Here is a 21,813-nt window from a genome sequence, read left to right as displayed (position 1 = left end):
AAACTTCGCCCGGAAAATTACGAAGGTGTGAATCAGGCCTTCAATTTTTCGGCAAGCGTATGGCCAAGCCGAGCGGGAGACGGAGACACTGTAATTCCTGCCGATTTCATCGCGTCGGTCTTGGAACCGGCGTCGCCCTTGCCACCCGAAATGATCGCGCCGGCGTGGCCCATGCGGCGGCCGGGAGGGGCCGTGACACCGGCGATGAAACCGACCATCGGCTTCTTGCGGCCGCGCTTGGCCTCGTCCTTGAGGAACTGGGCGGCGTCCTCCTCGGCGGAACCGCCGATCTCGCCGATCATGATGATCGACTCGGTCTTGGGGTCGCCGAGCAGCATTTCCAGCACGTCGATGAACTCGGTTCCCTTGACCGGATCGCCGCCGATGCCGACCGCCGTGGTCTGGCCGAGGCCTTCCTGGGTGGTCTGGAACACGGCTTCGTAGGTCAGGGTGCCCGAGCGCGAGACGATGCCGACGCTGCCGGTCTTGAAGATGTTGGCCGGCATGATGCCGATCTTGCATTCGCCGGCGGTCATGACGCCCGGGCAGTTCGGCCCGATCAGGCGCGACTTGGAGCCGGCCAGCGAACGCTTCACCCGGACCATGTCGATGACCGGGATACCTTCAGTGATGCAGACGATCAGCGGGATCTCGGCGTCGATGGCTTCGCAAATCGCATCGGCCGCGCCCGGCGGCGGCACATAGATCACCGACGCGTCGGCACCAGTCTTCTCACGCGCCTCGCGCACGGTGTCGAACACCGGCAGACCCAGATGCGTCGCGCCGCCTTTGCCGGGCGAGGTGCCGCCGACCATCTTCGTGCCATAGGCAATCGCGGCCTCCGAATGGAAGGTGCCGTTCTTGCCGGTAAAGCCCTGGCAGATGACCTTGGTGTTCTTGTCGATCAGGATGGACATGTGTTTTCCGCTTTCAGAACGAGTTATTGAATCGGACAGCGCGTGGTGAGTTTAGCCATCACGTCCCATTGGCCGTCGTCGGGGTATGCAAAGTTCGTGAAGGCAAAAGCAGAAGGTTGGCCTGGGCTGCTGGAAAAGCTGATCTGCTTTCCGCAATTTCCCCGGGCCTTCTCTTCGGTGAAGAACCACGCTTCTTGATGTTTGTACCTTCCCGACGCGTCCCTCGTGAGCGTCGAGCCAAACTGACGAGCAACTGCGCTAATAAGTTCCTCTCTGTTGACGAGGGCGGCAGGCTGAATGACGCAAAAATCATATCTGAGTGCGGCCTGCTCAGGCCGCACAATCGAGATAGTCAAAGATGCGCCGGCACCGAGATCCCATGCACTTTCGAAGGACATCTTCGGACCATTCTCATTGTGCATAATTGGCATCGGCGTTGGTCCCGACCGAAGCAACTTCCAGTTTTCTGCGGCGGCCATTTTTTCGCCGGCAGCTATCATTGCTTCGGAGGACGCCGGCGCCACACAGACACTTTCAAGGGTCGCGACCATTTTGCCCGACGGCGTTTCGGCAGAAGCTCCCGACGCCAGAATCTGCGCCGACATAAAGGCAACCGCGAAGCGCATATCGACGGAGAAGTTTTGGTTCACGGCTCAATGCACCCGACGGTAGACGCCGGTGAGCACGTCGGCCCAGCCTTCCGCGTCCGGCGAGAACTGGATCTTCAACGAATAGGAATCGTCGTCGATGATTTCATAGACGTGGCGCGCATTGCCGCGGAGCGAGCCGCGCACCAGCGTCAGGGTCTTGCCGACCCACCCGCCGGAGGCGGGCGAGGGCGGCGTGTAGCCGAGCGAATCGTACCAGAACAATTTGTAGGTCCGGTCTTCGCGGTCGAAGGTGAAGATGCCGTGGGTGGCGAAGCTCTGCTTGCCGTCGCGGGTCTGGACCGAGTCCTGGATCAGGTAGAAGCCGTTGAGATCCATGTGGGCCACGACGTGAGAGGTCGCCGTCCCGCCCTCCGTCCACCGCGACGCAAAGACCACCTCTTCGCCATTCCATTCACCGGCGAACGCGGCAAGACGCGCGTGCTCCGGCAGCGGGGATGATGCAGCGAGATGGTCCTGGGTCATGGCCTCAGCCTCCCTTGACGGCCTTCACGATCTTCTGCGCGGCGTCGTCGAGATTGTCGGCCGGCACCACGTTCAGGCCGGACTCACGGATGATCTTCTTGCCCAGCTCGACATTGGTGCCTTCGAGGCGAACCACCAGCGGAACGCTGAGGCCGACTTCACGGACGGCGGCCGTGACGCCCTCGGCGATCACGTCGCACTTCATGATGCCACCGAAGATGTTGACCAGGATGCCCTTCACGTTGGGATCTGCGGTGATGATCTTGAACGCGGCCGCGACCTTTTCCTTGCTGGCGCTGCCGCCGACGTCGAGGAAGTTCGCCGGCGCCATGCCGTAGAGCTTGATGATGTCCATCGTCGCCATCGCGAGGCCGGCGCCGTTGACCATGCAGCCGATATTGCCGTCGAGGGTGACGTAGTTGAGGTCGTATTTCGACGCCTCGATTTCCTTGGCGTCTTCCTCGGTCTCGTCGCGCAGCGCGAGCACTTCGGGGTGACGGAACAGGGCGTTGTCGTCGAACGACACCTTGGCGTCGAGCACGCGGAGCTGGCCCTGCTTGGTCACGACCAGCGGGTTGATCTCCAGCATCGACATGTCCTTGGCGACGAACGCCGCGTAGAGCTGCGCGGTGAGCTTCTCGGCCTGCTTGGCGAGATCGCCAGAGAGTTTCAGCGCGTTCGCGACGGTGCGGCCGTGATGGCCCATGATGCCGGTCGCGGGATCGATCGAGAAGGTCACGATCTTCTCAGGGCTGTTGTGCGCGACGTCCTCGATGTTGACGCCGCCCTCGGTCGACACCACGAAGGAGACGCGCGAGGTCTCGCGGTCGACCAGGATCGAGAGGTAGAATTCCTTGTCGATGTCGGAGCCGTCCTCGATGTAGAGGCGGTTGACCTGCTTGCCGGCGGGGCCGGTCTGGATGGTGACGAGCGTGGCGCCGAGCATCTGCTTGGCGAATTCGGAGACTTCCGCGGCCGACTTGGCGATGCGCACGCCGCCCTTGTCGCCGGCCGAGGCTTCCTTGAACTTGCCCTTGCCGCGGCCGCCGGCGTGGATCTGGCTCTTCACGACCCAGACCGGACCCGGCAGGGCCTTTGCCGCCGCGTCCGCATCGGCCGCCTTCAGGACCGGAACGCCCTTGGAGATGGCGACGCCGAACTCGTTCAGCAGCGCTTTGGCCTGATACTCATGGATATTCATATGGTCGCTCCCTGAACCCGCGGGCGGTGACCTCGTAGGCCCACCTCAGTCTTGTGGCTGGCATACCATATACCACAGGAACTGCAACCCGGATTCTCTGACATCGATCTCTGGACTTGCGGACCAGGACCCGCCCCAACCTTAAACAAGGTTTGGCGGACCCCGGAAATGAAACCGCCGAAGACCGGTTTTCGATCTTCGGCGGAATGTTTCGACCTTAGCGGCCCAGAAGATCGGGTGCGATCTTCTTGCAGGCGTCAACCAGACCCTGCACCGCGCCGACCGACTTGTCGAAGGCTTCGCGGTCCTTGCCGACGAGCTCGATCTCGACGACGCGCTCGACACCCTTGGAGCCGATCACGACGGGCACGCCGACATACATGTCCTTCACGCCGTATTCGCCGTTCAAATAGGCGGCCGAGGCCAGCACGCGCTTCTTGTCACGCAGATAGCTCTCGGCCATCGCGATCGCGGAAGCCGCCGGCGCGTAGAAGGCCGAGCCGGTCTTGAGCAGATTGACGATCTCGGCGCCGCCGTTGCGGGTGCGGTCGACGATCTCGTCGAGGCGCGCCTGCGAGGTCCAGCCCATCTTGACGAGATCGGGCAGCGGGATGCCGGCAACGGTGGAGTATTTTACCAGCGGCACCATGGTGTCGCCATGGCCACCCAGCACGAAGGCGGTGACGTCTTCGACCGAAACGTTGAACTCGTCGGCCAGGAAGTAGCGGAAGCGCGACGAATCCAGCACGCCGGCCATGCCGACGACCTTCTTGTGCGGCAGGCCGCTAGCCTTCTGCAGCGCCCAGACCATCGCGTCGAGCGGGTTGGTGATGCAGATGACGAAGGCGTCGGGGGCGTATTTCTTGATGCCGGCGCCGACCTGTTCCATGACCTTGAGGTTGATGGAGAGGAGGTCGTCGCGGCTCATGCCGGGCTTGCGCGGCACGCCGGCGGTGACGATGCAGACCTTTGCGTTGTCGAGCGCCTCGTAGGAGTTGGCGCCGGTGTAGTGCGCGTCAAAGCCGTCGACCGGCGAGGACTGTGCGATGTCGAGCGCCTTGCCCTGCGGCACGCCCTCGGCGATGTCGAACATCACCACGTCGCCCAGCTCTTTCAGGCCGATGAGATGAGCCAGCGTTCCGCCGATCTGACCGGAGCCAATCAAAGCAATCTTGTCGCGCGCCATGTGAGCCTGTCCTTTAGACACGTAAGGAGGGGAAAACTGAGACGGGTGGTTATCCCTTTCGCCTCCCCCGTTCAAGTCACGGGTTGCCCAATTGTCGGGCTTGCCGCGTATTCAAGCGCATCCCCGTCATTCCGGGGCTTGGGAAGCGCCGAGCCCGGAATGACAGCGCTGGCAAATAGGACTTAAGTCTCCACCGGACCCTTTAAGTCTCAACCAAACCTTTGGTCGAGCCGCTGGCGGTCGAATCCTTGCGGCCGTGGGGCAGCGCCAGATAGGATTCCGAGCTCATTTCGATCAGGCGCGAGGCGGTGCGCTTGAACTCGTTGGCCTCGTTGCCCTCGTTGGCAAGATAGAGCGAGATCGGGTTGGCATCGGCCGACGCCATCAGCTTCACGGCATTGTCATAGAGCGTGTCGATCAGCGTGATGAAGCGCTTGGCGGCGTTGCGCTGGGAGATGTCCATCACTGGAATATGGTCGACCAGGATGGTGTGATAATCGTGCGCCAGCCTGAGATAGTCGGATGTCCCGAGCGGCTTCTCGCAGAGATCGGCGAACGCGAAGCGCGCCACGCCATGGGCCGAGCACGGCACGTGCAGGATGCGGCCCTTGATCGAAATATCCCGCGACTTGCATTTGGCGCCGCCTGACATCTTCGACCAGGCACGGTCGAGCGCGGCGTCCGCCTCAGTGTCGGCCGGCGTCAGCCACATCGACACGCCTTGAAGCTTTTCCAACCGGAAGTCGGTGCGCGCGTCGAGCCGCAGCACGTCCATGTGGTCGGTGATCTGCCTGATGAAGGGAAGAAACAGCGAACGGTTCAAACCGCCCTTGTAGAGGTCGTCAGGCGCGACGTTGGAGGTCGCGACCACCACCGTGCCGAGCTCCAGCAGCTTTGCGAACAGGCGGCCGAGGATCATCGCGTCCGCAATGTCGGTGACGTGGAATTCGTCGAAACAAAGCAGCCAGCTCTCCTCGAAGATCGCATGCGCGGTCAGCGCGATGACGTCGCCGTCGGCGATCTCGCCGCGCGCGATGCCCTGGCGAAAATCGTAGATGCGCTCGTGCACCTCGGCCATGAATTCGTGGAAATGCGCGCGCCGCTTGTGCTCGACGGTCGAGTGCTGGAAGAACAGATCCATCAGCATGGTTTTGCCGCGGCCGACCTCGCCATGGACGTAGAGCCCGTGCGGCGCCTCGTCCTTGTCGCTGCTGAACAGGCGGCTGAGCAGGCCCTGCTTGCGCGCCGGCTTGTAATCGGCGAGCCGCTGGTCGAGCGCCGCATAGGCGTCCGCGATTTCGGCCTGCGCAGCGTCAGGCTCGATCGCGCCGGACGCGATTTGGGCCTGATAGGCCTCGCGGAATGAGGAACTGGGGGTCGAGAGCATGCTCTTTACCGCCAGAGATGAGCGGAAATTGCAACTCCGTATTGGCGCAAAGGCTTATGCGCGCACCCACATCCACGTGGTCGGAGGCGAATAATTGAGATATCACAGGGCTAAAGCGCCTACTTTGAGGTTCCTGGCATGGCCCTTAGTATCGAGGACTCCGAGGTCGAACGTCTCGCGAGGCGTCTGGCGCAACTCACTGGCGAGACGGTTGCCCTTGCTACGACGCGAGCTATCGAAGAGCGCCTCAGGCGCATCGACAATCAGTACTGCAAAACTGCTCTTTTGGAGGATATGGCCGCAATCCGTCGACGCTGGAGCGAGCTGCCTGTATTAGCCGACCGGATGCCCGATGAAATAGTTGGATACGACGAACACGGATTGCCATTCTGACTTCAGTCGATGCTAGGCATCTACGCGCCATATGGGTCGGCATCGCTCCATCTTCTGCGAGCCAGACTCACTCACACAGCTCGTAGGCGTCCTCGACCACATACGGGCCGCCGCCGGTTGAGGCGCGGGACGAGAACAGCACGAAACGTTCGGCCGTGAACGCCTTGCTGGGAAAATAGCCGCGCAGCGAGAGATAATCGGCGACGTCACGGTCGGTGGCGTCGTGCAGCCGGGCCAGCGTGACATGCGGGATGAACTTGCGGCCTTCCGGGTCGAGGCCGATCCGCTGCATCAGGCGCTCGAGTTCGGCCTGCAATTCCATCAGCGGCTTGCTCGGCACGATGGTGGCGACCACCGCGCGCGGCTTGCGTCCGCCGAAACTCTGCAAACCCTGCACCTTCACCTCGAACGGCTTGCGGTCGACGCGAAACAGCATCGAGGCGATCTCATTGGCGGACATGCCGTCGATATTGCCGATGAAGCGCAGTGTGACGTGGTAATTTTCGGGATCGATCCAGCGGGCGCCGGGAAGGCCGCCCCGCAAATTGGAAAGCGACTGGCCAATCTCGGCCGGAATTTCCAGACCAGTGAACAAACGCGGCATCGTTTCGCACTCCCGATGCTTGGGCATGATCCCAGGGCAAGATCCCAAGGCAAGATCATATCCAAATTTTAGAGCCGGCGACGAATCACCGGTACCTTAATTCCTATCGCAGTTGTGTGACTCTGCGAAGCATCGCGCGCCTCACCCCGGTAAAACCCTGGGAATTGCGGGCGGCGCTGCCTGCTTTTCAACGCCGCTGCTCAGCTATCGTGCCAATGAATGCCTCAACCATGGGCAAGATATTCCTGACGATGATGTCGACGCCGGCCGCGGTCGGATGAATGCCGTCGGCCTGGTTGAGCTTGGCATCGGCCGCGACACCGTCGAGAAAAAACGGATAGAGCGGCACGCCAAATTTTTTCGCCAGATCCGGATAAATCGAATTGAAGCGCGCGGCATAGTCCGCGCCGTAATTCGGCGGCGCCAGCATGCCGCACAGCATCACCGCGATCTTGCGCGCTTTGAGGCGCTGGACGATCTCGCTCAGCGCGGTGCGCGTCAAATCGGGATCGATGCCGCGCAACGCATCGTTGGCGCCGAGCTCGATGATCACACCGTCGGTTCCGTCGGGGACCGACCAGTCGAGCCGGTCACGGCCACCCGAGGAGGTGTCGCCGGATACCCCGGCATTGGTCATGCCGACCTCTATGCCTTTGTCTTGCAAGGCTTTTTGAAGCTTGGTGGGGAACGCGTGCTGGGCCGGGAGGCCGAGGCCGGCGCTCAGGGAATCGCCGAGAACCACCAGCTTGATCGGCTTCGCCGCCTCGGCCCATGCCGGAACCCATGCCGGATTTGCGACCGTCATCAAAGCGAACATCAACACGGCTATGTGCATGAACAATCCGTAACGCCTCTCGACCGCGCGTGCGGAGTTGCCATATGACCGGACCATGGATACTCGCATCTCTTCCTCTTCGCTCGCCGACAGCTCGGCGGACACCATCGCCATCTCCAACGTCAATCTGTCATTGGGCACGGGCGCGGCACGCGTTCACATTCTCAAGGATATCAGCTTGCGCGTGGGCCGGAGCGAGACGATCGGCCTGATCGGCCCGTCAGGCTCGGGCAAATCCACGCTGCTGATGGTGATGGCGGGGCTGGAGCGTCCTGATAGCGGAGAGGTGGTGGTCAGCGGCACGCCTTTCAATGCCCTCGACGAGGACGCGCTGGCCCGCTTCCGCGGCCGCCAGGTCGGCATCGTTTTCCAGTCCTTCCATCTGATCCCGACCATGACGGCGCTGGAGAACGTCGCGGTGCCGCTCGAGCTTGCGGGCAATCCCGACGCCGCAAAGCGCGCGGCGCAGGAGCTTCATTCGGTCGGGCTCGGCGACCGTCTGCATCATTATCCGACGCAGCTCTCCGGCGGCGAGCAGCAGCGCGTCGCGCTGGCCCGCGCGCTGGCACCCGATCCCGCGATCCTCGTTGCCGACGAGCCGACCGGCAATCTCGACGAAGCCACGGGACAACAGATCGTCGACCTCCTGTTCAGCAAGCATGCCGAGCGCGGCATGACGCTGGTGCTGGTCACGCACGATTCCTCGCTCGCGCATCGCTGCGATCGCGTGATCCGCCTGCGCTCCGGACGCATCGACACGCAGTCGGCGCCGGCATGAGCGCTGCTGCCGAACCGTTCGCGAAGCCCAACGGCGTCGCGCTGTCGCTGCGCTACGCGCTGCGCGAATTGCGCGGCGGCCTGCGCGGCTTCTACGTCTTCATCGCCTGCATCGCGCTCGGCGTGATGGCGATCGCCGGTGTCGGCTCGGTCTCGGCGAGCCTGAGCGACGGCCTCGCGCGCGAGGGCCGCACGCTGCTCGGCGGCGACGTGTCGTTCGTCCTGTTTCAGCGCGAGGCGAAGCCGGAGGAAGTCGCCTTCCTGCGTTCGCGCGGCACCGTCTCGAGCGCCGCCACACTGCGCGGCATGGCGCGCTCGGCCGAGGGCAAGCTGGCGCTGGTCGAGATGAAGGCCGTCGACGACACCTATCCGATGCTGGGCCAGTTGACGCTGGCGCCACCGCTGCCGATGTCCGACCTGCTCGCGGAGCGCGACGGCGCGTTCGGCGCGGCCGCCGATCCGACACTGCTGGCGCGGCTGTCGCTCAAGACCGGCGATCGTGTCACCGTCGGGGCTGCCACGTTCCAGATCCGCAGCGCCGTCGAAGCCGAGCCCGACAAGCTCGCCGGCGGCATCGGCTTCGGCCCGCGCTTCCTGATCAGCGAAGCGGGCCTTCGCGCCACCGGGCTGGTCCAGCCCGGCAGCCTGGTGCGCTGGGTCTACCGGGTGAAGCTGCCGGAGATCGCCAATAGCGAGCGCGCCACCGACGCCTTCATCGCGGACGCCCGCAACGCCGCGCCGCAGGCCGGCTGGGAGGTCCGCAGCCGCTCCAATGCCTCGCCGCAGCTCGAGCGCAACATCAACCGCTTCACGCAGTTCCTGACGCTGGTCGGCCTCGCCGCGCTGCTGGTCGGCGGCGTCGGCGTCGCCAATGCTGTGAAGGCCCATATCGACCACAAGCTCGAGGTGATCGCGGCCTTCAAGGCCGTCGGCGCCACCGGGCGCGACGTGTTCGGCATCTATCTCGCCCAGGTTCTCCTGCTCGCCGCGATCGGCTCGGCGATAGGCCTCGCGCTCGGCGCCGCCATGCCTTTCGCGATCGTCGGCCTGTTCGGCAAGCTGCTGCCGCTGCCGGTGGTGCCGGCGGTGCATGCCGACGAGCTCGCGCTGTCGTTCGTCTACGGGCTGCTCACGGCGCTTGCCTTCGGCCTGTGGCCGCTCGGGCGGGTGCACGACGTGCCGGTGGCCGCGCTGTTCCGCGACACCATCAGCTCCGAATGGCATCGGCCACGGTGGAGCTACCTCGTCTTCATGGCCGTCGTGATCGCGCTGCTCATCGCGGTCGTGATCGGGCTGTCCTTCGACAAGCGCATCGCCGCCGTGTTCGTGGCCTCCTCCGTGGTCGTGTTCGCGCTGCTGCGCGGCATTGCCGCGCTGTTGATGACGATCGCGCGGCGGCTGCCGCGCACGCGCTGGCCGATGCTGCGACTTGCGATCGCCAACATCCACCGGCCGGGCGCGCTGACGCCCTCGGTCGTGCTGTCGTTGGGCCTCGGACTGGCCGTGCTCGTCACCATCACCCAGATCGACGGCAATCTGCGCCGGCAGTTCCTGGCGGCACTACCCGAGCACGCGCCGTCGTTCTTCTTCATCGACATTCCGAGCACGCAGGCCGAGCAGTTCGACTCATATCTGCGCCAGATCGCCCCTGGCGCGAAGGTCGATGACGTCCCGATGCTGCGCGGGCGGATCGTCGGAGCCCGCGGCGTCCGGGCCGAGGAGCTCAAGCCCAGCACCGATTCCGAGTGGGTGCTGCAGAGCGACCGTGGCCTGACCTATACCGCCGAGCTGCCGAAAGGCTCCAAGGTGGTCGAGGGCGAGTGGTGGAGCGCCGATTATGCCGGCCCGCCGCTGGTTTCGATGGAGAAGAAGATCGCGGACGGACTCGGCCTCAAGCTCGGCGACGAGGTCGTGGTCAATATCCTCGGCCGCGACATCCCCGCGAAGATCAGCAATCTGCGCAGCATCGACTGGCAGGGCCTCGGCATCAATTTCGTCCTCGTGTTTTCGCCGAACGCATTCAAGGGCGCGCCGCACACCCACATCGCGACGCTGACGGAAGCCGGCGACGATGCGACCGGCGACGGCAAGATCATCAAGGATGTCGCTGACGCCTATCCGATGGTGACGAGCGTGCGCGTGCGCGAGGTGATGGAGACGGTCGGCTCGGTCGTGACCAACCTGGCGCTGGCGATCCGCGGCGCCAGCGCGGTGACCCTGATCTCGGCGATCCTGGTGTTGGGCGGTGCGCTCGCCGCCGGCCATCGCCACCGGGTCTACGATGCGGTGATCCTCAAGACGCTGGGCGCGACCCGGCTGCGGCTGCTCGGCGCCTATGCCCTCGAATACCTCCTGATCGGACTTGCCACCGCAATGTTCGGCGTTTTCGCCGGCAGCGTCGCGGCCTGGATGATCGTGACCCGACTGATGACCCTCACCTTCGTCTGGCAGGGCGGCAGCGCCGCCGGCGTGGTCGCGGCTGCCTTGGTCGTCACGGTCGGCTTGGGTCTCGCCGGCACGCTGCTGGCGTTGAACAAAAAGCCCGCCACGGTGTTGCGGAATTTGTGACAAATGGTAGCGGGCGGGTCCGCGGGAGCGAAATCGCACGATTCCAGCGATTAACCACGTCCGCTCGTCTGGATTGCAGGTAAGGGCGACATTCAGCCGCGCGTGGACGGTTGCAGCGGATGTGTTAGTTTCCCACATATCGAATGGGTTCGGAGCCCCGATTGTTAGCCAAAATTTAGTCGGCAGACATCGGTATCCGAGATAGAATTTGACGAACCGGCGGCATGGCGACCCTCATGCCGGACCGGACCAACCAACGGGAATTCGACCATGTCGGACCTAGACCGTAACTACGCTTCTCCTTTCGGCAGGGCCGCCGGGCGTGTTGACGCCGCGACGGTCGATGCCGGCCTGCGCGCCTACATGCTGCGCATCTACAACTACATGAGCATTGGCCTCGCCATCACCGGCTTGGCCGCGCTCGGCGTCTACATGGCCGCCGTGACGGATGTTCCGACCCCGGAAGCCGTCCGCGTCGGCAAGCTGTTCCTGACGCCGTTCGGCTACGCGATGTTCGTCAGCCCGCTGAAGTGGCTGTTCATGCTCGCGCCGCTCGCCATGGTGTTCGTGATCTCGGCGGGCATCAACCGTCTCGCTCCCTCGACCGCCCAGATCCTGTTCTGGGTGTTCGCGGCGCTGATGGGCGTCTCGCTGTCCTCGATCTTCCTGGTGTTCACCCACACCTCGATCGTGCGGGTGTTCTTCATCACCGCGGCGACCTTCGGCGCGCTCAGCCTCTACGGCTACACCACCAAGCGTGACATGAGCGGAATGGGTTCGTTCCTGTTCATGGGCCTGATCGGCATCGTCATCGCGAGCCTGGTGAACCTGTTCCTGGCGAGCTCGGTGCTGCAGTTCGTGGTGTCGGTGGTCGGCGTGCTGGTGTTCGCGGGCCTCACCGCCTGGGATACCCAGCGGCTGAAGAACGACTACATCTACGGCTACGCCTCGGCCGGCGGTGACATCGCAGAGCGTGCGGCCATCACCGGCGCGCTGTCGCTGTACCTGAACTTCATCAACCTGTTCACGCTGCTCCTGCAGCTCCTCGGCCAGCGCGACTAAGCGTCAGACCCGAGGGAACGACACCAGCCCCGGCCGAAAGGCCGGGGTTTTTGTTTGGGCGGGCCTCTCCACACCCACCGTCATTGCGAGCGCAGCGAAGCAATCCAGAGTCCCTCCGCCGGTGCATTTCTGGATTGCTTCGTCGCAAGGGCTCCTCGCAATGACGGAGTATGAGGAAGCACCGTTGCCTCTTCCAGCCGTCCCGGGAAGGCTCTAATCTTGCGGCATGTCCGCACCCGATATCAGGCCCACCACTGAGGCCGACCTTCCCGCCATCACCGCCATCTACCAGCAGGCCGTCCGCGAGGGCACCGCGACGTTCGAGCTGGAGCCGCCCGACCTCGCCGAGATGACGCGCCGCTACCGTACGCTGACCGACGGCGGCTACCCCTATTTCGTCGCCATCCTCGACGGGCGCGTCGCCGGCTACGCCTATGCCGGCGCCTACCGGCCCCGGCCGGCCTACCGCTTCACCGTCGAGAACTCGATCTATCTCGATCCATCCTTCCACCGTCGCGGCATCGGGGCGCTCCTGCTGGAGCGGCTGATCATCGAATGCGAGGCGCGCGGCTTCCGCCAGATGATCGCCGTGATCGGCGATTCCGCCAATGCCGGCTCGATCGGCGTGCACACCAAGGCCGGCTTCAAGATGATCGGCACGCATCCCAGCGTCGGGCTGAAATTCGGCCGCTGGCTGGACACGGTGATGATGCAGCGGGATCTTGGTGAGGGCGCGACTACGGTACCGGTGAAGTAAGCCTTCGTCAGACCACCGCCAGCTTGCGATCGATCACCAGGAGCACGCGCTCCAGCTCGTGGCCGCGGCGCAGGATCAGACCCGTCGCCGAGATCACGCTGTACATGCCCTGCTTGCGCGCGAGGCGCGGATCCTTCTCGATTCGATAGATCGGCACTTCCGAGGCGCGGCGAAAGACCGAGAACACGGCGCGATCCCTGAGGAAGTCGATGGCGTAGTCGCGCCACTCGCCGTCGGCGACCATCCGGCCGTAGAGATTGAGAATACGGTGCAGCTCGAGCCGGTTGAACGTCACGCGGCTCAGCTGCGCATTCGAAGCGGCGGGGCGCGCCGCCGCGCGCTGTTCGCTCGGATCGGCATCCTCCGACAGACTCATAGGCCGCCTCCTGTCGCATCAGCATGACCGCGTCCGCGAAGACCGTCCCCGGAACCGCGGATCATGACAGTTGCATGATCGCGCCAACTGTTCCCCACTGCAAGGGGCCCCTGTAAGGACGCTGGACCGGAGTAAACCGCCCACACGCAGCGGTGGAACTCTGTCGCGGCAAACCGTCACGGGATCGTTAGCAGGAATCATAGTGTCGCCGCTTTTCCGCCAAGCGACTGCCGCCCTGCATTGCGAAAAGACTTGTGTGCGTTGACCCGGTCCTTTCGGTTCCGGATTCCTCAGCCCCCAGCCCCCCGGGGCCGTTAGGATCGGGTCTGTTCGCACGACAAGGAGGGCCAACGCGAGTTGGTCCTTTTTTGTTTGGGGTCGGTTTTGTTTGTGTCGGGATGTTTCCGCTTCGACGGACTTTTTCCTCATCAGCGAGAACACTCCCTCCCCTCATCCTGAGGAGCCGCGAAGCGGCGTCTCGAAGGATCGAGGCCGAGCTGCCTCAGCAGGGCCTGCATGGTTCTCGCGGCGATGCGCAGCATCGTCCGCCACGCGCGCAGGAGTGCGCTCCTCACATGAGGATTGAAAGTGTGCTTGAATCGGAAGATTCGAAGTGTGCGCGTTAGTGCAGCGACGTGTACGCCGCGCCCAGCATCGGGCCCGGCTTTTCCCGGCTGCCGTCCTGGACATAGACCACAGCACCGTCGACGCCGTCGCGCGTGAGGTTCTCGATCGGCACCGTCCAGCTTTCCGGACGGCCAGTCCAGTCGCCGACCTTCAGCAGATTGCGCACCACGTTGTGATAGATCACCTGCTGTCCGCGATTTTCACCGCGGCTGATCGCGATCGGCACCGACTTCGCAATCGAGCAGATCCAGACCTCGCCGTGGGACGCCGTCGGCTCGTTGCTCGCGGCCACCGAGACGTTGATCTGCTTGCCCGCGAGCGACATCGTCACCGGCACGCTCATCACGCCCGTGCCCTTGTCGGTTTTGCCGATCGCGCTTTCGATGCCGGTGCGGTCGCTGCCGACGACATGCGTGGAGCCGTTGACCACGACCTGCGGCGTGTAGACTTCGCGGTCGCCGCGCATGCGCGAATAGGCACGCTGCCGTGCAGAGAAGCGCGAATCGGCCAATGTGTCCTTCCAGCCGAGATAGTCCCAATAGTCGATCGGCATGCTCAGCGCGATGATCGAGGGATCGCGGGCGAGGTCGCCGATGATCTTGTCGGCCGGTGGGCAGGAGGAGCAGCCCTGCGAGGTAAACAATTCGACAACGGCGCGGGGATCAGCCTCGGCAGGACGAATGACGGCGACGATCGCACAGAGACCAAGTGCACCCGACCAGAGGGCGCCGGACCACCTCGAGATCACGTTACGTGAAACCAGATGAGAAGCCGTCATTGTTGTCATGTCGAACGCCGCACACCATTGCTCGTGAGAGGGAAATCTTACCGCCGGATGGTCACCGTAGTCTTACGGGCCTCGCACTTTCGTCCGCCAAAGTAACCGTCCAAAGCGTGAGGTTCTCCGCCGGGCGGGCCCATCTGAAGCCTGCCGCAAACGCGTGAAGGCGGCCTTGTGATAGGCCGCCTTCGTGTAACCTACTACTCACTTCGCAGTGAGCCACCGTTCACAAATCCGCGCTTACGCCGCGAGCTTGCGCAGCACGTAGTGCAGGATGCCGCCGTTGCGGTAGTATTCGAGCTCGTCCAGCGTATCGATGCGGCAGAGCAGCGAAACGCGCTGCAGCGAACCGTCGCCGGAGACGATCTCGGCGGTCAGCTTCTGGCGCGGCTTCAGATCGCCGATGAGACCACGCAGCGTGACCTTCTCGTCGCCCTTCAGGCCAAGCGAGGACCAGGAGGTGCCGTCCTCGAAGGTCAGCGGCAGCACGCCCATGCCGACCAAATTGGAGCGGTGGATGCGCTCGAAGCTCTGGCAGATCACGGCACGGACGCCGAGCAGACGCGTGCCCTTCGCCGCCCAGTCGCGCGAGGAGCCGTTGCCGTATTCGGCGCCGGCGAACACCACCAGCGGCACCTGCTCCTGCTGGTACTTCATCGCGGCGTCGTAGATCGACATCTGCTCGCCGTCTGGCCAGTGTTTTGTCAGACCGCCCTCAGGGATATTTCCATCCGCGCCCTTGAGCATAAAATTCTTGATGCGGATATTGGCGAAGGTGCCGCGCATCATGACTTCGTGGTTGCCGCGGCGGGTGCCGTACTGGTTGAAGTCGGCCGGACGCACCTGGTGCTCGCTGAGGTATTTGCCGGCGGGCGAGGTGAGCTTGATCGAACCGGCCGGCGAGATGTGGTCGGTGGTGATCTTGTCGCCGAACATGGCGAGGATGCGGGCCTCGACGATGTCGGTGACCGGCTCCGGCTCCTTCTTCATGCCTTCGAAATAGGGCGGGTTCTGCACATAGGTCGAGCTCATGTTCCAGCGATAGGTCTCGCTCTCGACCGTCTTGATCTTGCGCCAATTGGTGTCGCCCTTGAACACGTCGGCATACTTCTTCTTGAAGATCGCCGCGGTCACGAACTTCTTCATGAAGGCGTTGATCTCCTTCGTCGTCGGCCAGATGTCCTTGAGGTACACCGGCTTGCCGTCCTTGCCTTCACCGAGCGGCTCGACGGCGAGATTCTTGGTGACGGTGCCCGCGAGCGCGTGGGCGACCACGAGCGGCGGCGAGGCGAGGTAGTTCGCCTGCACGTCCGGCGAGACGCGGCCTTCGAAGTTGCGGTTACCGGAGAGCACGGCAGCCGCGACGATGCCGTTGTCGTTGATCGACTTCGAGATCTCCTCGGGCAGCGGACCGGAATTCCCGATGCAGGTGGTGCAGCCGAAGCCGACCAGGTTGAAGCCGACCTTGTCGAGATCGGCCTGGAGACCGGAATCGGCGAGATAGGCCGCCACCACCTGGCTGCCCGGGGCGAGCGAGGTCTTCACCCACGGCTTTGCCTTGAGGCCCTTCGCGGCGGCGTTGCGCGCCAGCAGACCGGCCCCGATCAGCACGCTCGGGTTCGAGGTGTTGGTGCAGGAGGTGATCGCGGCGATCACGACGTCGCCATGGCCGATGTCGAACTTCTTGCCCTCGACGGCGAAGCGCTTCTCCGGCTCCTCGGCCTTCTTGTATTCGCTGGCGAGGGCGAGCGAGAAGCCCTCGGCCACGGACGGCAGCGCAATGCGGCCTTCCGGGCGCTTCGGACCGGCCATCGACGGCACGACGTCACCGAGGTCGAGCGTCAGCGTCTCCGTGAATACCGGATCGGGCGACTTGGCGGTGCGGAACAGCCCTTGCGCCTTCGCATAGGCCTGCACCAGCGCGACGCGCGCCGAGGCGCGGCCGGAGGTCTTGAGATAATCGAGCGCGGCGGCATCGACCGGGAAGAAGCCGCAGGTCGCGCCATATTCGGGCGCCATGTTGGCGATGGTCGCCTTGTCGGCGACCGAGAGATGGTCGAGGCCGGGGCCGAAGAACTCCACGAACTTGCCGACGACGCCGAGCTTGCGCAGCATCTGCGTCACGGTCAGCACGAGATCGGTCGCGGTGACGCCTTCCTTCATCGCGCCCTTCAGCTTGAAGCCGACGACGTTGGGCAACAGCATCGATAGCGGCTGGCCGAGCATGCAGGCTTCCGCCTCGATGCCGCCGACGCCCCAGCCGAGCACGGCGAGACCGTTGACCATGGTGGTGTGGGAATCGGTGCCGACCAGCGAGTCGGGATAGGCGACCTCGAAGGTGCCGGTCTTCTTGCCGACCGTCATCTTCTCCTTCTTGGTCCAGACCGTCTGGGAGAGATATTCGAGATTGACCTGATGGCAGATGCCGGTGCCGGGCGGCACGACGGAGAAGTTCGAGAACGCCTTCTGGCCCCATTTCAGGAACTCGTAGCGCTCCTGGTTCTGCTTGTACTCCTCGGTGACGTTCTTGCCGAAGGCCTTGTTGTCACCGAAGAAGTTTACGATCACGGAGTGGTCGATGACGAGGTCGACCGGCACCAGCGGATTGATCTTCTCGGCGTCGCCGCCGAGCTTCTGCATCGCGTTGCGCATCGCGGCGAGATCGACCACGGCGGGCACGCCGGTGAAATCCTGCATCAGCACGCGCGCCGGGCGGAAGGCGATCTCATGCTCCAGCGACTTCTTGCGTAGCCATTTCGACACTGCGACGATGTCTGCCTTCTTGACCGAGCGGCCGTCCTCGTTGCGGAGCAGGTTCTCGAGCAGGACCTTCATCGAGTAGGGGAGTTTCGAAATTCCCTTCAGACCATTCTTCTCGGCCGTGGGCAGGCTGTAATAGACATAGGTCTTGGCGCCGACCTTGAGGGTCTTTTTGCATTTGAAGCTGTCGAGCGAGGTCATGTAGGAAATCCCAATTGTCAGTTATACCCGGCAGGGTATTTTAACACCGTCAGCGTAGGCAGGCTGAGTCGCTTGCAGGGGCAGGTTGAGTTGCTGCATCAAGTAGTTCCGGGCTTATAGAAGCTTTCTAACCGCGCCGCCACAGCCACAAACGTGCCGCGGCAATCCGCGAGCCAAAAATTCCCATACGCTACCCCAAATTTTCCTGAGCCTGACGTTGAGCGGGTTGGTACGAGGCGAGATGCAGCTTTCCGGACATGGGGTCACATGCGTGCGGGGCGGCCGCGAGGTGTTTTCCGGGCTCGATTTCGGGGCCGGCTCCGGCGAAGCCGTGGCGGTCGTCGGCCGCAACGGATCGGGCAAGACCTCGCTGCTGCGGCTGATCGCGGGCCTGCTCATTCCGGCGGGCGGCACGATCGCGCTGGACGGAGGAGATTCCGAGCTGACATTGCCGGAGCAATGCCACTATCTCGGCCATCGCGACGCCTTGAAGCCGGCCCTGAGCGTGGCGGAAAATCTGACGTTCTGGGCCGATTTTCTGGGTGGCGAGCGTTTCGATGCCGGCGAGAGCCTCGCCACCGTCGGGCTCGACCATGCCGCCGATCTGCCAGCGGCCTTCCTCTCCGCCGGCCAGCGCCGCCGGCTCTCGCTGGCCCGCCTGCTGACCGTCCGCCGGCCGGTCTGGCTATTGGACGAGCCGACCACGGCGCTGGACGTCGCCGGACAGGACATGTTTTCCGGATTGATGCGCGAGCACCTCAGCCGCGGCGGCCTGATCGTCGCCGCCACCCACGCCCCGCTCGGGATCGATTCGCGGGAGCTGCGGATCGGGGGTGCGGTGTGATTCCCGTAGACCCTCAGTTTTCCAAGCGGCCGAACTCCACCCTCTCCGCTCCCTCCCCCCTTGTGGGGGAGGGCCAGGGAGGGGGGTGCCACACGGCGCACTCTCTCGGTTCTGGCGGTCGGCAGGCGGGGGCTCTGTTGCTCGCGGCCCGCACCCAAGAACCATCTTCCCCGGGGCTACCCCCCTCCCCCGCCCTCCCCCACAAGGGGGGAGGGAGCGCAGCTCGCCCGGGGCAACCGGCCGACGTTGCCTCCTCACCTCTGGGAGCAGTGGCATGACCGCGCTGTCCGCCCTGATCCGCCGGGACATCCGGATCGCGCTCCGCGTTGGCGGCGGGGCGTTGATTGGCGTGCTGTTCTTTCTGACCGTGGTGGTGCTGATGCCGTTTGCGGTGGGGCCGGATCTGGCACTGCTGTCGCGGCTCGGGCCGGCGGTCCTGTGGCTGGGCGCGCTGCTGGCGAGCCTGCTGACCCTGGACCGGCTGTTCATGGCCGACCACGAGGACGGCTCGCTCGACCTGATCACGATGAGCCGGACCCCGCTGGAACTCGCCTGCGCGGCGAAGGCGCTGGCGCATTGGCTGGCCGCCGGCCTGCCGCTGATCGTCGCAACCCCCGTGCTCGGCCTGCTGCTCAACCTCGATATGGTGGCAACCGGCGCGGTGGCGCTGACGCTGCTCGCCGGCACCCCGGCGCTGACGTTTACCGGGATGATCGGTGCGGCGCTGGCGGTGACGCTGCATCGTGGCGGCTTGTTGATGGCGGTGCTGGTGCTGCCGCTGTCGATCCCGGTATTGATTTTCGGCGTCGCGGCCTCGCAGGCGGTGATCGTCGGGCCCATGACGTTCGGCGCGCCGTTCTCGATCCTGTGCGCGCTGTCACTGGTCAGCCTCGTAATCGGCCCCTTCGCGGCCGCGGCGAGCCTGAAGCATGGACTGGATTGAGATGGCTGGACTGACCTTGACCCCGATCAACTTTCGCTGCGGACTTTCGTGCTGATTGCGTGAGCGCTTACCTGTGATTATCAGGATACCATGACGCTGATCGACCTCGCCAACCCCACACGGTTCCTCGCCCTGACGGCGCGGCTGCTGCCGTGGCTTGCGGCCGCGACAATCATCCTGCTCGCGATCGGGCTCTATCAGTCCGCCACCGCGCCCGACGACTATCAGCAGGGCGCGACGGTGAAGATCATGTTCATCCACGTGCCCAATGCCTGGCTGTCGATGTTCGTGTGGGGCGTGATGAGCATCGCCTCGCTGGGCACGCTGGTATGGCGGCATCCGCTCGCCGACGTCGCCGCCAAAGCGGCAGCTCCCATCGGTGCCGCCTTCACCTTCCTCGCGCTGCTGACCGGCTCGCTGTGGGGCCGGCCGATGTGGGGCACCTATTGGGAATGGGACGCGCGGCTGACCTCGGTGCTGATCCTGTTCCTGATGTATCTCGGCCTGATGGCGCTGTGGCGCGCGGTCGACGATCCCTCCCGCGCGGCGCGCGCCGCCGCCGTGCTGACGCTGGTCGGCGCGCTCAACCTGCCCATCATCAAGTTCTCGGTCGACTGGTGGAACACGCTGCACCAGCCGGCCTCGGTGATGCGGATGGGCGGCTCGTCGCTCGACAAATCCTTTTTGATTCCATTGCTGGTGATGGCGATCGCGTTCACCCTGCTGTTCGTCACGCTGCATCTGGCTGCGATGCGCAACGAGATTTTGCGCCGGCGCGTGCGGTCCCTGCAGATGATGCAGGCGAGCCGTGTGGCGTTTTCAGAAATCGGCACCGGCTCGCGTGAAGGCAGCCCATCAAAAGAAGCTGGGGCTGCATGATCATGTCGCTCGGTCCCTACGCGTCTTTCATCGTGACGTCCTATGCGGCGGCCGGCCTCGTGGTCGTGATCCTGATCGGCTGGATCGTGCTCGATTATCGTAGCCAGACACAGCGCCTGCGCGAGCTCGAGCGCAGCGGCGTGACCCGCCGCTCCGGCCGTAGCGCGACCGATCGGCCATGAGAGATCGAGCATGAGAGATCAATCATGAGCGATCAATCGACGTCCGCTCCGCCGCAGCGCCGCACCTTCCTGATGGTGCTGCCGCTGATCGCCTTCATCGGCCTGGCGCTGCTGTTCTGGTTCCGGCTCGGCAGCGGCGATCCCTCGCGGATTCCTTCCGCGCTGATCGGACGTCCCGCGCCGCAGACCATGCTGCCGCCGCTCGAGGGATTGCAGGCTGACAACGCGCAGATCCCCGGCCTCGATCCCGCTGCGTTCAAGGGCAAGGTCAGCCTCGTCAATGTCTGGGCGTCCTGGTGCGTGCCGTGCCACGACGAGGCGCCGCTCCTGACCGAATTGGCCAAAGACAAGCGCTTCCAGCTCGTCGGCATCAACTACAAGGATGCCGCCGACAATGCGCGGCGCTTCCTGGGGCGCTACGGCAACCCGTTCGGCCACGTCGGCGTCGATGCCAACGGCCGCGCCTCGATCGAATGGGGCGTCTATGGCGTGCCGGAGACCTTTGTCGTCGGTCGCGAAGGCACCATCGTCTACAAGCTGGTGGGACCGATCACGCGGGAGAATTTGCGGACGGTGTTATTGCCGCAGATGGAGAAGGCGTTGAAGGCGGGGTCGTAGCGAAGACCGTCATTGCGAGCGGAGCAAAGGAGTCAGCCTCGCACACCGCTGTCATGCCCCGCGAAGGCGGGGCATCCAGTACGCCGCGGCCTCTCCGCATCTCACTGCCGTCTCTGGAATACTGGATCGCCCGCCTTCGCGGGCGATGACAGTTGAGTGTGTAGCGAGCTGAAAGAGCTCACCCCTTCCTCACGTCCCCCGCCTCGGCCTCGCTCGCTTCCAGCGACGCGGGCTCGAGGTGATAGCGCTTGGTCAGCGGCATCTGGGCGATGGCGAAGATCATGGTGATCGGCGTGACGCCGAACACCTTGAAGTTGACCCAGAAGTCCGTGCTCTGGGTGCGCCAGACGATCTCGTTCAACACCGCCATGCCGGCGAAGAACAGCGCCCAGCGCAGCGTCAGGATCCGCCAGCCCTGCGGCGTCAAATTGAACATCTGGTCGAACATCACGGCGATGAAGGAGCGGCCGAACAACAGGCCGCCGCCGAGGATCGCGGCGAACAAAGCGTAGATGATGGTCGGCTTGAGCTTGATGAATGTCTCGTCATGCAGCACCAGCGTCAGCGTGCCGAACACCAGCACGATGACGCCTGTCACGATCGCCATGATCGGGATGTGGCGCGTCACCACATAGGAGGCGATCATCGCCGCGACGATCGCGACCATGAAGGCGCCGGTCGCGGCGAACAGATTGAACTTCGCATTGACGAAGAAGAACACGAGCAGCGGACCGAGCTCGGTGGCAAGCTTGAACAGCGGATGCGGCTGGGTCTTGTCCATT

General features: G+C 64.1%; 22 protein-coding genes. 10 read left to right on the top strand and 12 right to left on the bottom strand.

Annotation, left to right across the window (positions count from 1 at the left end):
* Positions 1 to 32: 32 nt before the first annotated feature.
* The 6 genes from sucD to zapE all read right to left on the bottom strand — a co-directional run bounded on the left by sucD (position 33) and on the right by zapE (position 5,824).
* Positions 33 to 917 carry a succinate--CoA ligase subunit alpha gene (gene sucD / locus AC0L20_RS26145; RefSeq protein ID WP_007604325.1) on the bottom strand — a complete coding sequence of 295 codons (885 nt, stop codon included), beginning with the start codon at positions 915 to 917 and terminating at the stop codon, positions 33 to 35.
* Between the two features lie 23 nt (positions 918 to 940).
* Positions 941 to 1,567 carry a hypothetical protein gene (locus tag AC0L20_RS26140; protein ID WP_473293617.1) on the bottom strand — a complete coding sequence of 209 codons (627 nt, stop codon included), beginning with the start codon at positions 1,565 to 1,567 and terminating at the stop codon, positions 941 to 943.
* A gap of 3 nt (positions 1,568 to 1,570) precedes the next feature.
* A complete protein-coding gene (locus AC0L20_RS26135) occupies positions 1,571 to 2,050 on the bottom strand; it encodes a DUF1579 family protein (RefSeq protein ID WP_473293616.1) in 480 nt (159 codons plus the stop codon).
* Between the two features lie 4 nt (positions 2,051 to 2,054).
* Entirely contained in the window at positions 2,055 to 3,251 is a 1,197-nt protein-coding gene (gene sucC, locus AC0L20_RS26130; protein ID WP_007604323.1) for an ADP-forming succinate--CoA ligase subunit beta, read from the bottom strand.
* A 217-nt stretch (positions 3,252 to 3,468) separates the two neighbouring features.
* Complete coding sequence (gene mdh, locus AC0L20_RS26125) at positions 3,469 to 4,437, bottom strand: malate dehydrogenase (RefSeq protein WP_007598869.1); 969 nt, start codon at positions 4,435 to 4,437, stop codon at positions 3,469 to 3,471.
* Between the two features lie 202 nt (positions 4,438 to 4,639).
* Positions 4,640 to 5,824 carry a cell division protein ZapE gene (gene zapE / locus AC0L20_RS26120; RefSeq protein ID WP_473293615.1) on the bottom strand — a complete coding sequence of 395 codons (1,185 nt, stop codon included), beginning with the start codon at positions 5,822 to 5,824 and terminating at the stop codon, positions 4,640 to 4,642.
* 138 nt (positions 5,825 to 5,962) lie between these two features.
* On the opposite strand from zapE, the gene AC0L20_RS26115 reads away from it, so the two are divergent.
* On the top strand, positions 5,963 to 6,217 hold the full coding sequence (locus tag AC0L20_RS26115; protein ID WP_354201509.1) for a type II toxin-antitoxin system VapB family antitoxin: 255 nt from the start codon (positions 5,963 to 5,965) through the stop codon (positions 6,215 to 6,217).
* Between the two features lie 67 nt (positions 6,218 to 6,284).
* Here the strand turns inward: AC0L20_RS26115 and thpR are convergent, their stop codons facing one another.
* Together thpR and AC0L20_RS26105 are read right to left on the bottom strand one after the other, a co-directional pair.
* The gene (gene thpR, locus AC0L20_RS26110; RefSeq protein ID WP_007598862.1) at positions 6,285 to 6,821 is read right to left on the bottom strand and encodes an RNA 2',3'-cyclic phosphodiesterase; all 537 of its coding nucleotides are present in this window, start codon (positions 6,819 to 6,821) and stop codon (positions 6,285 to 6,287) included.
* Between the two features lie 187 nt (positions 6,822 to 7,008).
* The gene (locus tag AC0L20_RS26105; RefSeq protein WP_473293654.1) at positions 7,009 to 7,656 is read right to left on the bottom strand and encodes an arylesterase; all 648 of its coding nucleotides are present in this window, start codon (positions 7,654 to 7,656) and stop codon (positions 7,009 to 7,011) included.
* Positions 7,657 to 7,711: 55 nt separating this feature from the next.
* Here AC0L20_RS26105 and AC0L20_RS26100 point away from each other — a divergent pair, with 55 nt between their 5' ends.
* The 4 genes from AC0L20_RS26100 (at position 7,712) to AC0L20_RS26085 (ending at position 12,820) form a co-directional block, all read left to right on the top strand.
* Positions 7,712 to 8,434 carry an ABC transporter ATP-binding protein gene (locus tag AC0L20_RS26100; RefSeq protein ID WP_027514995.1) on the top strand — a complete coding sequence of 241 codons (723 nt, stop codon included), beginning with the start codon at positions 7,712 to 7,714 and terminating at the stop codon, positions 8,432 to 8,434.
* Entirely contained in the window at positions 8,431 to 11,001 is a 2,571-nt protein-coding gene (locus AC0L20_RS26095; RefSeq protein ID WP_473293614.1) for an ABC transporter permease, read from the top strand. The genes AC0L20_RS26100 and AC0L20_RS26095 overlap by 4 nt, the downstream gene beginning before the upstream one ends.
* A gap of 270 nt (positions 11,002 to 11,271) precedes the next feature.
* Entirely contained in the window at positions 11,272 to 12,063 is a 792-nt protein-coding gene (locus AC0L20_RS26090) for a Bax inhibitor-1/YccA family protein (protein WP_007598855.1), read from the top strand.
* A 226-nt stretch (positions 12,064 to 12,289) separates the two neighbouring features.
* Positions 12,290 to 12,820, top strand: coding sequence for a GNAT family N-acetyltransferase (locus AC0L20_RS26085; RefSeq protein ID WP_473293613.1), 531 nt, complete (start codon positions 12,290 to 12,292; stop codon positions 12,818 to 12,820).
* Positions 12,821 to 12,827: 7 nt separating this feature from the next.
* Here the strand turns inward: AC0L20_RS26085 and AC0L20_RS26080 are convergent, their stop codons facing one another.
* The 3 genes from AC0L20_RS26080 to acnA form a co-directional block, all read right to left on the bottom strand.
* Positions 12,828 to 13,196 carry a DUF2794 domain-containing protein gene (locus AC0L20_RS26080; RefSeq protein ID WP_007598853.1) on the bottom strand — a complete coding sequence of 123 codons (369 nt, stop codon included), beginning with the start codon at positions 13,194 to 13,196 and terminating at the stop codon, positions 12,828 to 12,830.
* A 622-nt stretch (positions 13,197 to 13,818) separates the two neighbouring features.
* Positions 13,819 to 14,610, bottom strand: coding sequence for a DUF1223 domain-containing protein (locus AC0L20_RS26075; RefSeq protein ID WP_456766794.1), 792 nt, complete (start codon positions 14,608 to 14,610; stop codon positions 13,819 to 13,821).
* Between the two features lie 234 nt (positions 14,611 to 14,844).
* Complete coding sequence (gene acnA / locus AC0L20_RS26070; RefSeq protein ID WP_473293612.1) at positions 14,845 to 17,565, bottom strand: aconitate hydratase AcnA; 2,721 nt, start codon at positions 17,563 to 17,565, stop codon at positions 14,845 to 14,847.
* Positions 17,566 to 17,806: 241 nt separating this feature from the next.
* Between acnA and ccmA the strand changes: the two genes are divergently transcribed.
* The 5 genes from ccmA (at position 17,807) to AC0L20_RS26045 (ending at position 21,031) form a co-directional block, all read left to right on the top strand.
* The gene (gene ccmA, locus AC0L20_RS26065; RefSeq protein ID WP_473293611.1) at positions 17,807 to 18,409 is read left to right on the top strand and encodes a heme ABC exporter ATP-binding protein CcmA; all 603 of its coding nucleotides are present in this window, start codon (positions 17,807 to 17,809) and stop codon (positions 18,407 to 18,409) included.
* Between the two features lie 274 nt (positions 18,410 to 18,683).
* Positions 18,684 to 19,352: a heme exporter protein CcmB gene (gene ccmB / locus AC0L20_RS26060; RefSeq protein ID WP_473293610.1), complete on the top strand. Its 669-nt coding sequence runs from the start codon at positions 18,684 to 18,686 to the stop codon at positions 19,350 to 19,352.
* Between the two features lie 90 nt (positions 19,353 to 19,442).
* Positions 19,443 to 20,231 (top strand): heme ABC transporter permease, encoded by a 789-nt coding sequence (locus AC0L20_RS26055; RefSeq protein WP_473293609.1) that lies wholly within the window; start codon positions 19,443 to 19,445, stop codon positions 20,229 to 20,231.
* Entirely contained in the window at positions 20,228 to 20,413 is a 186-nt protein-coding gene (gene ccmD / locus AC0L20_RS26050) for a heme exporter protein CcmD (protein ID WP_247284927.1), read from the top strand. The genes AC0L20_RS26055 and ccmD overlap by 4 nt, the downstream gene beginning before the upstream one ends.
* Positions 20,414 to 20,437: 24 nt before the next feature.
* The gene (locus tag AC0L20_RS26045) at positions 20,438 to 21,031 is read left to right on the top strand and encodes a DsbE family thiol:disulfide interchange protein (protein WP_473293608.1); all 594 of its coding nucleotides are present in this window, start codon (positions 20,438 to 20,440) and stop codon (positions 21,029 to 21,031) included.
* 178 nt (positions 21,032 to 21,209) lie between these two features.
* On the opposite strand, the gene AC0L20_RS26040 is transcribed toward AC0L20_RS26045, so the two are convergent.
* A complete protein-coding gene (locus AC0L20_RS26040; protein ID WP_007598838.1) occupies positions 21,210 to 21,812 on the bottom strand; it encodes a septation protein A in 603 nt (200 codons plus the stop codon).
* Position 21,813: the final 1 nt, after the last annotated feature.

The sequence above is a fragment of the Bradyrhizobium sp. Kon58 genome (genome assembly GCF_055807455.1).
The sequence above is the reverse complement of the archived record's forward strand: the minus strand, read 5'-3'. Positions and strand labels throughout refer to the sequence as shown.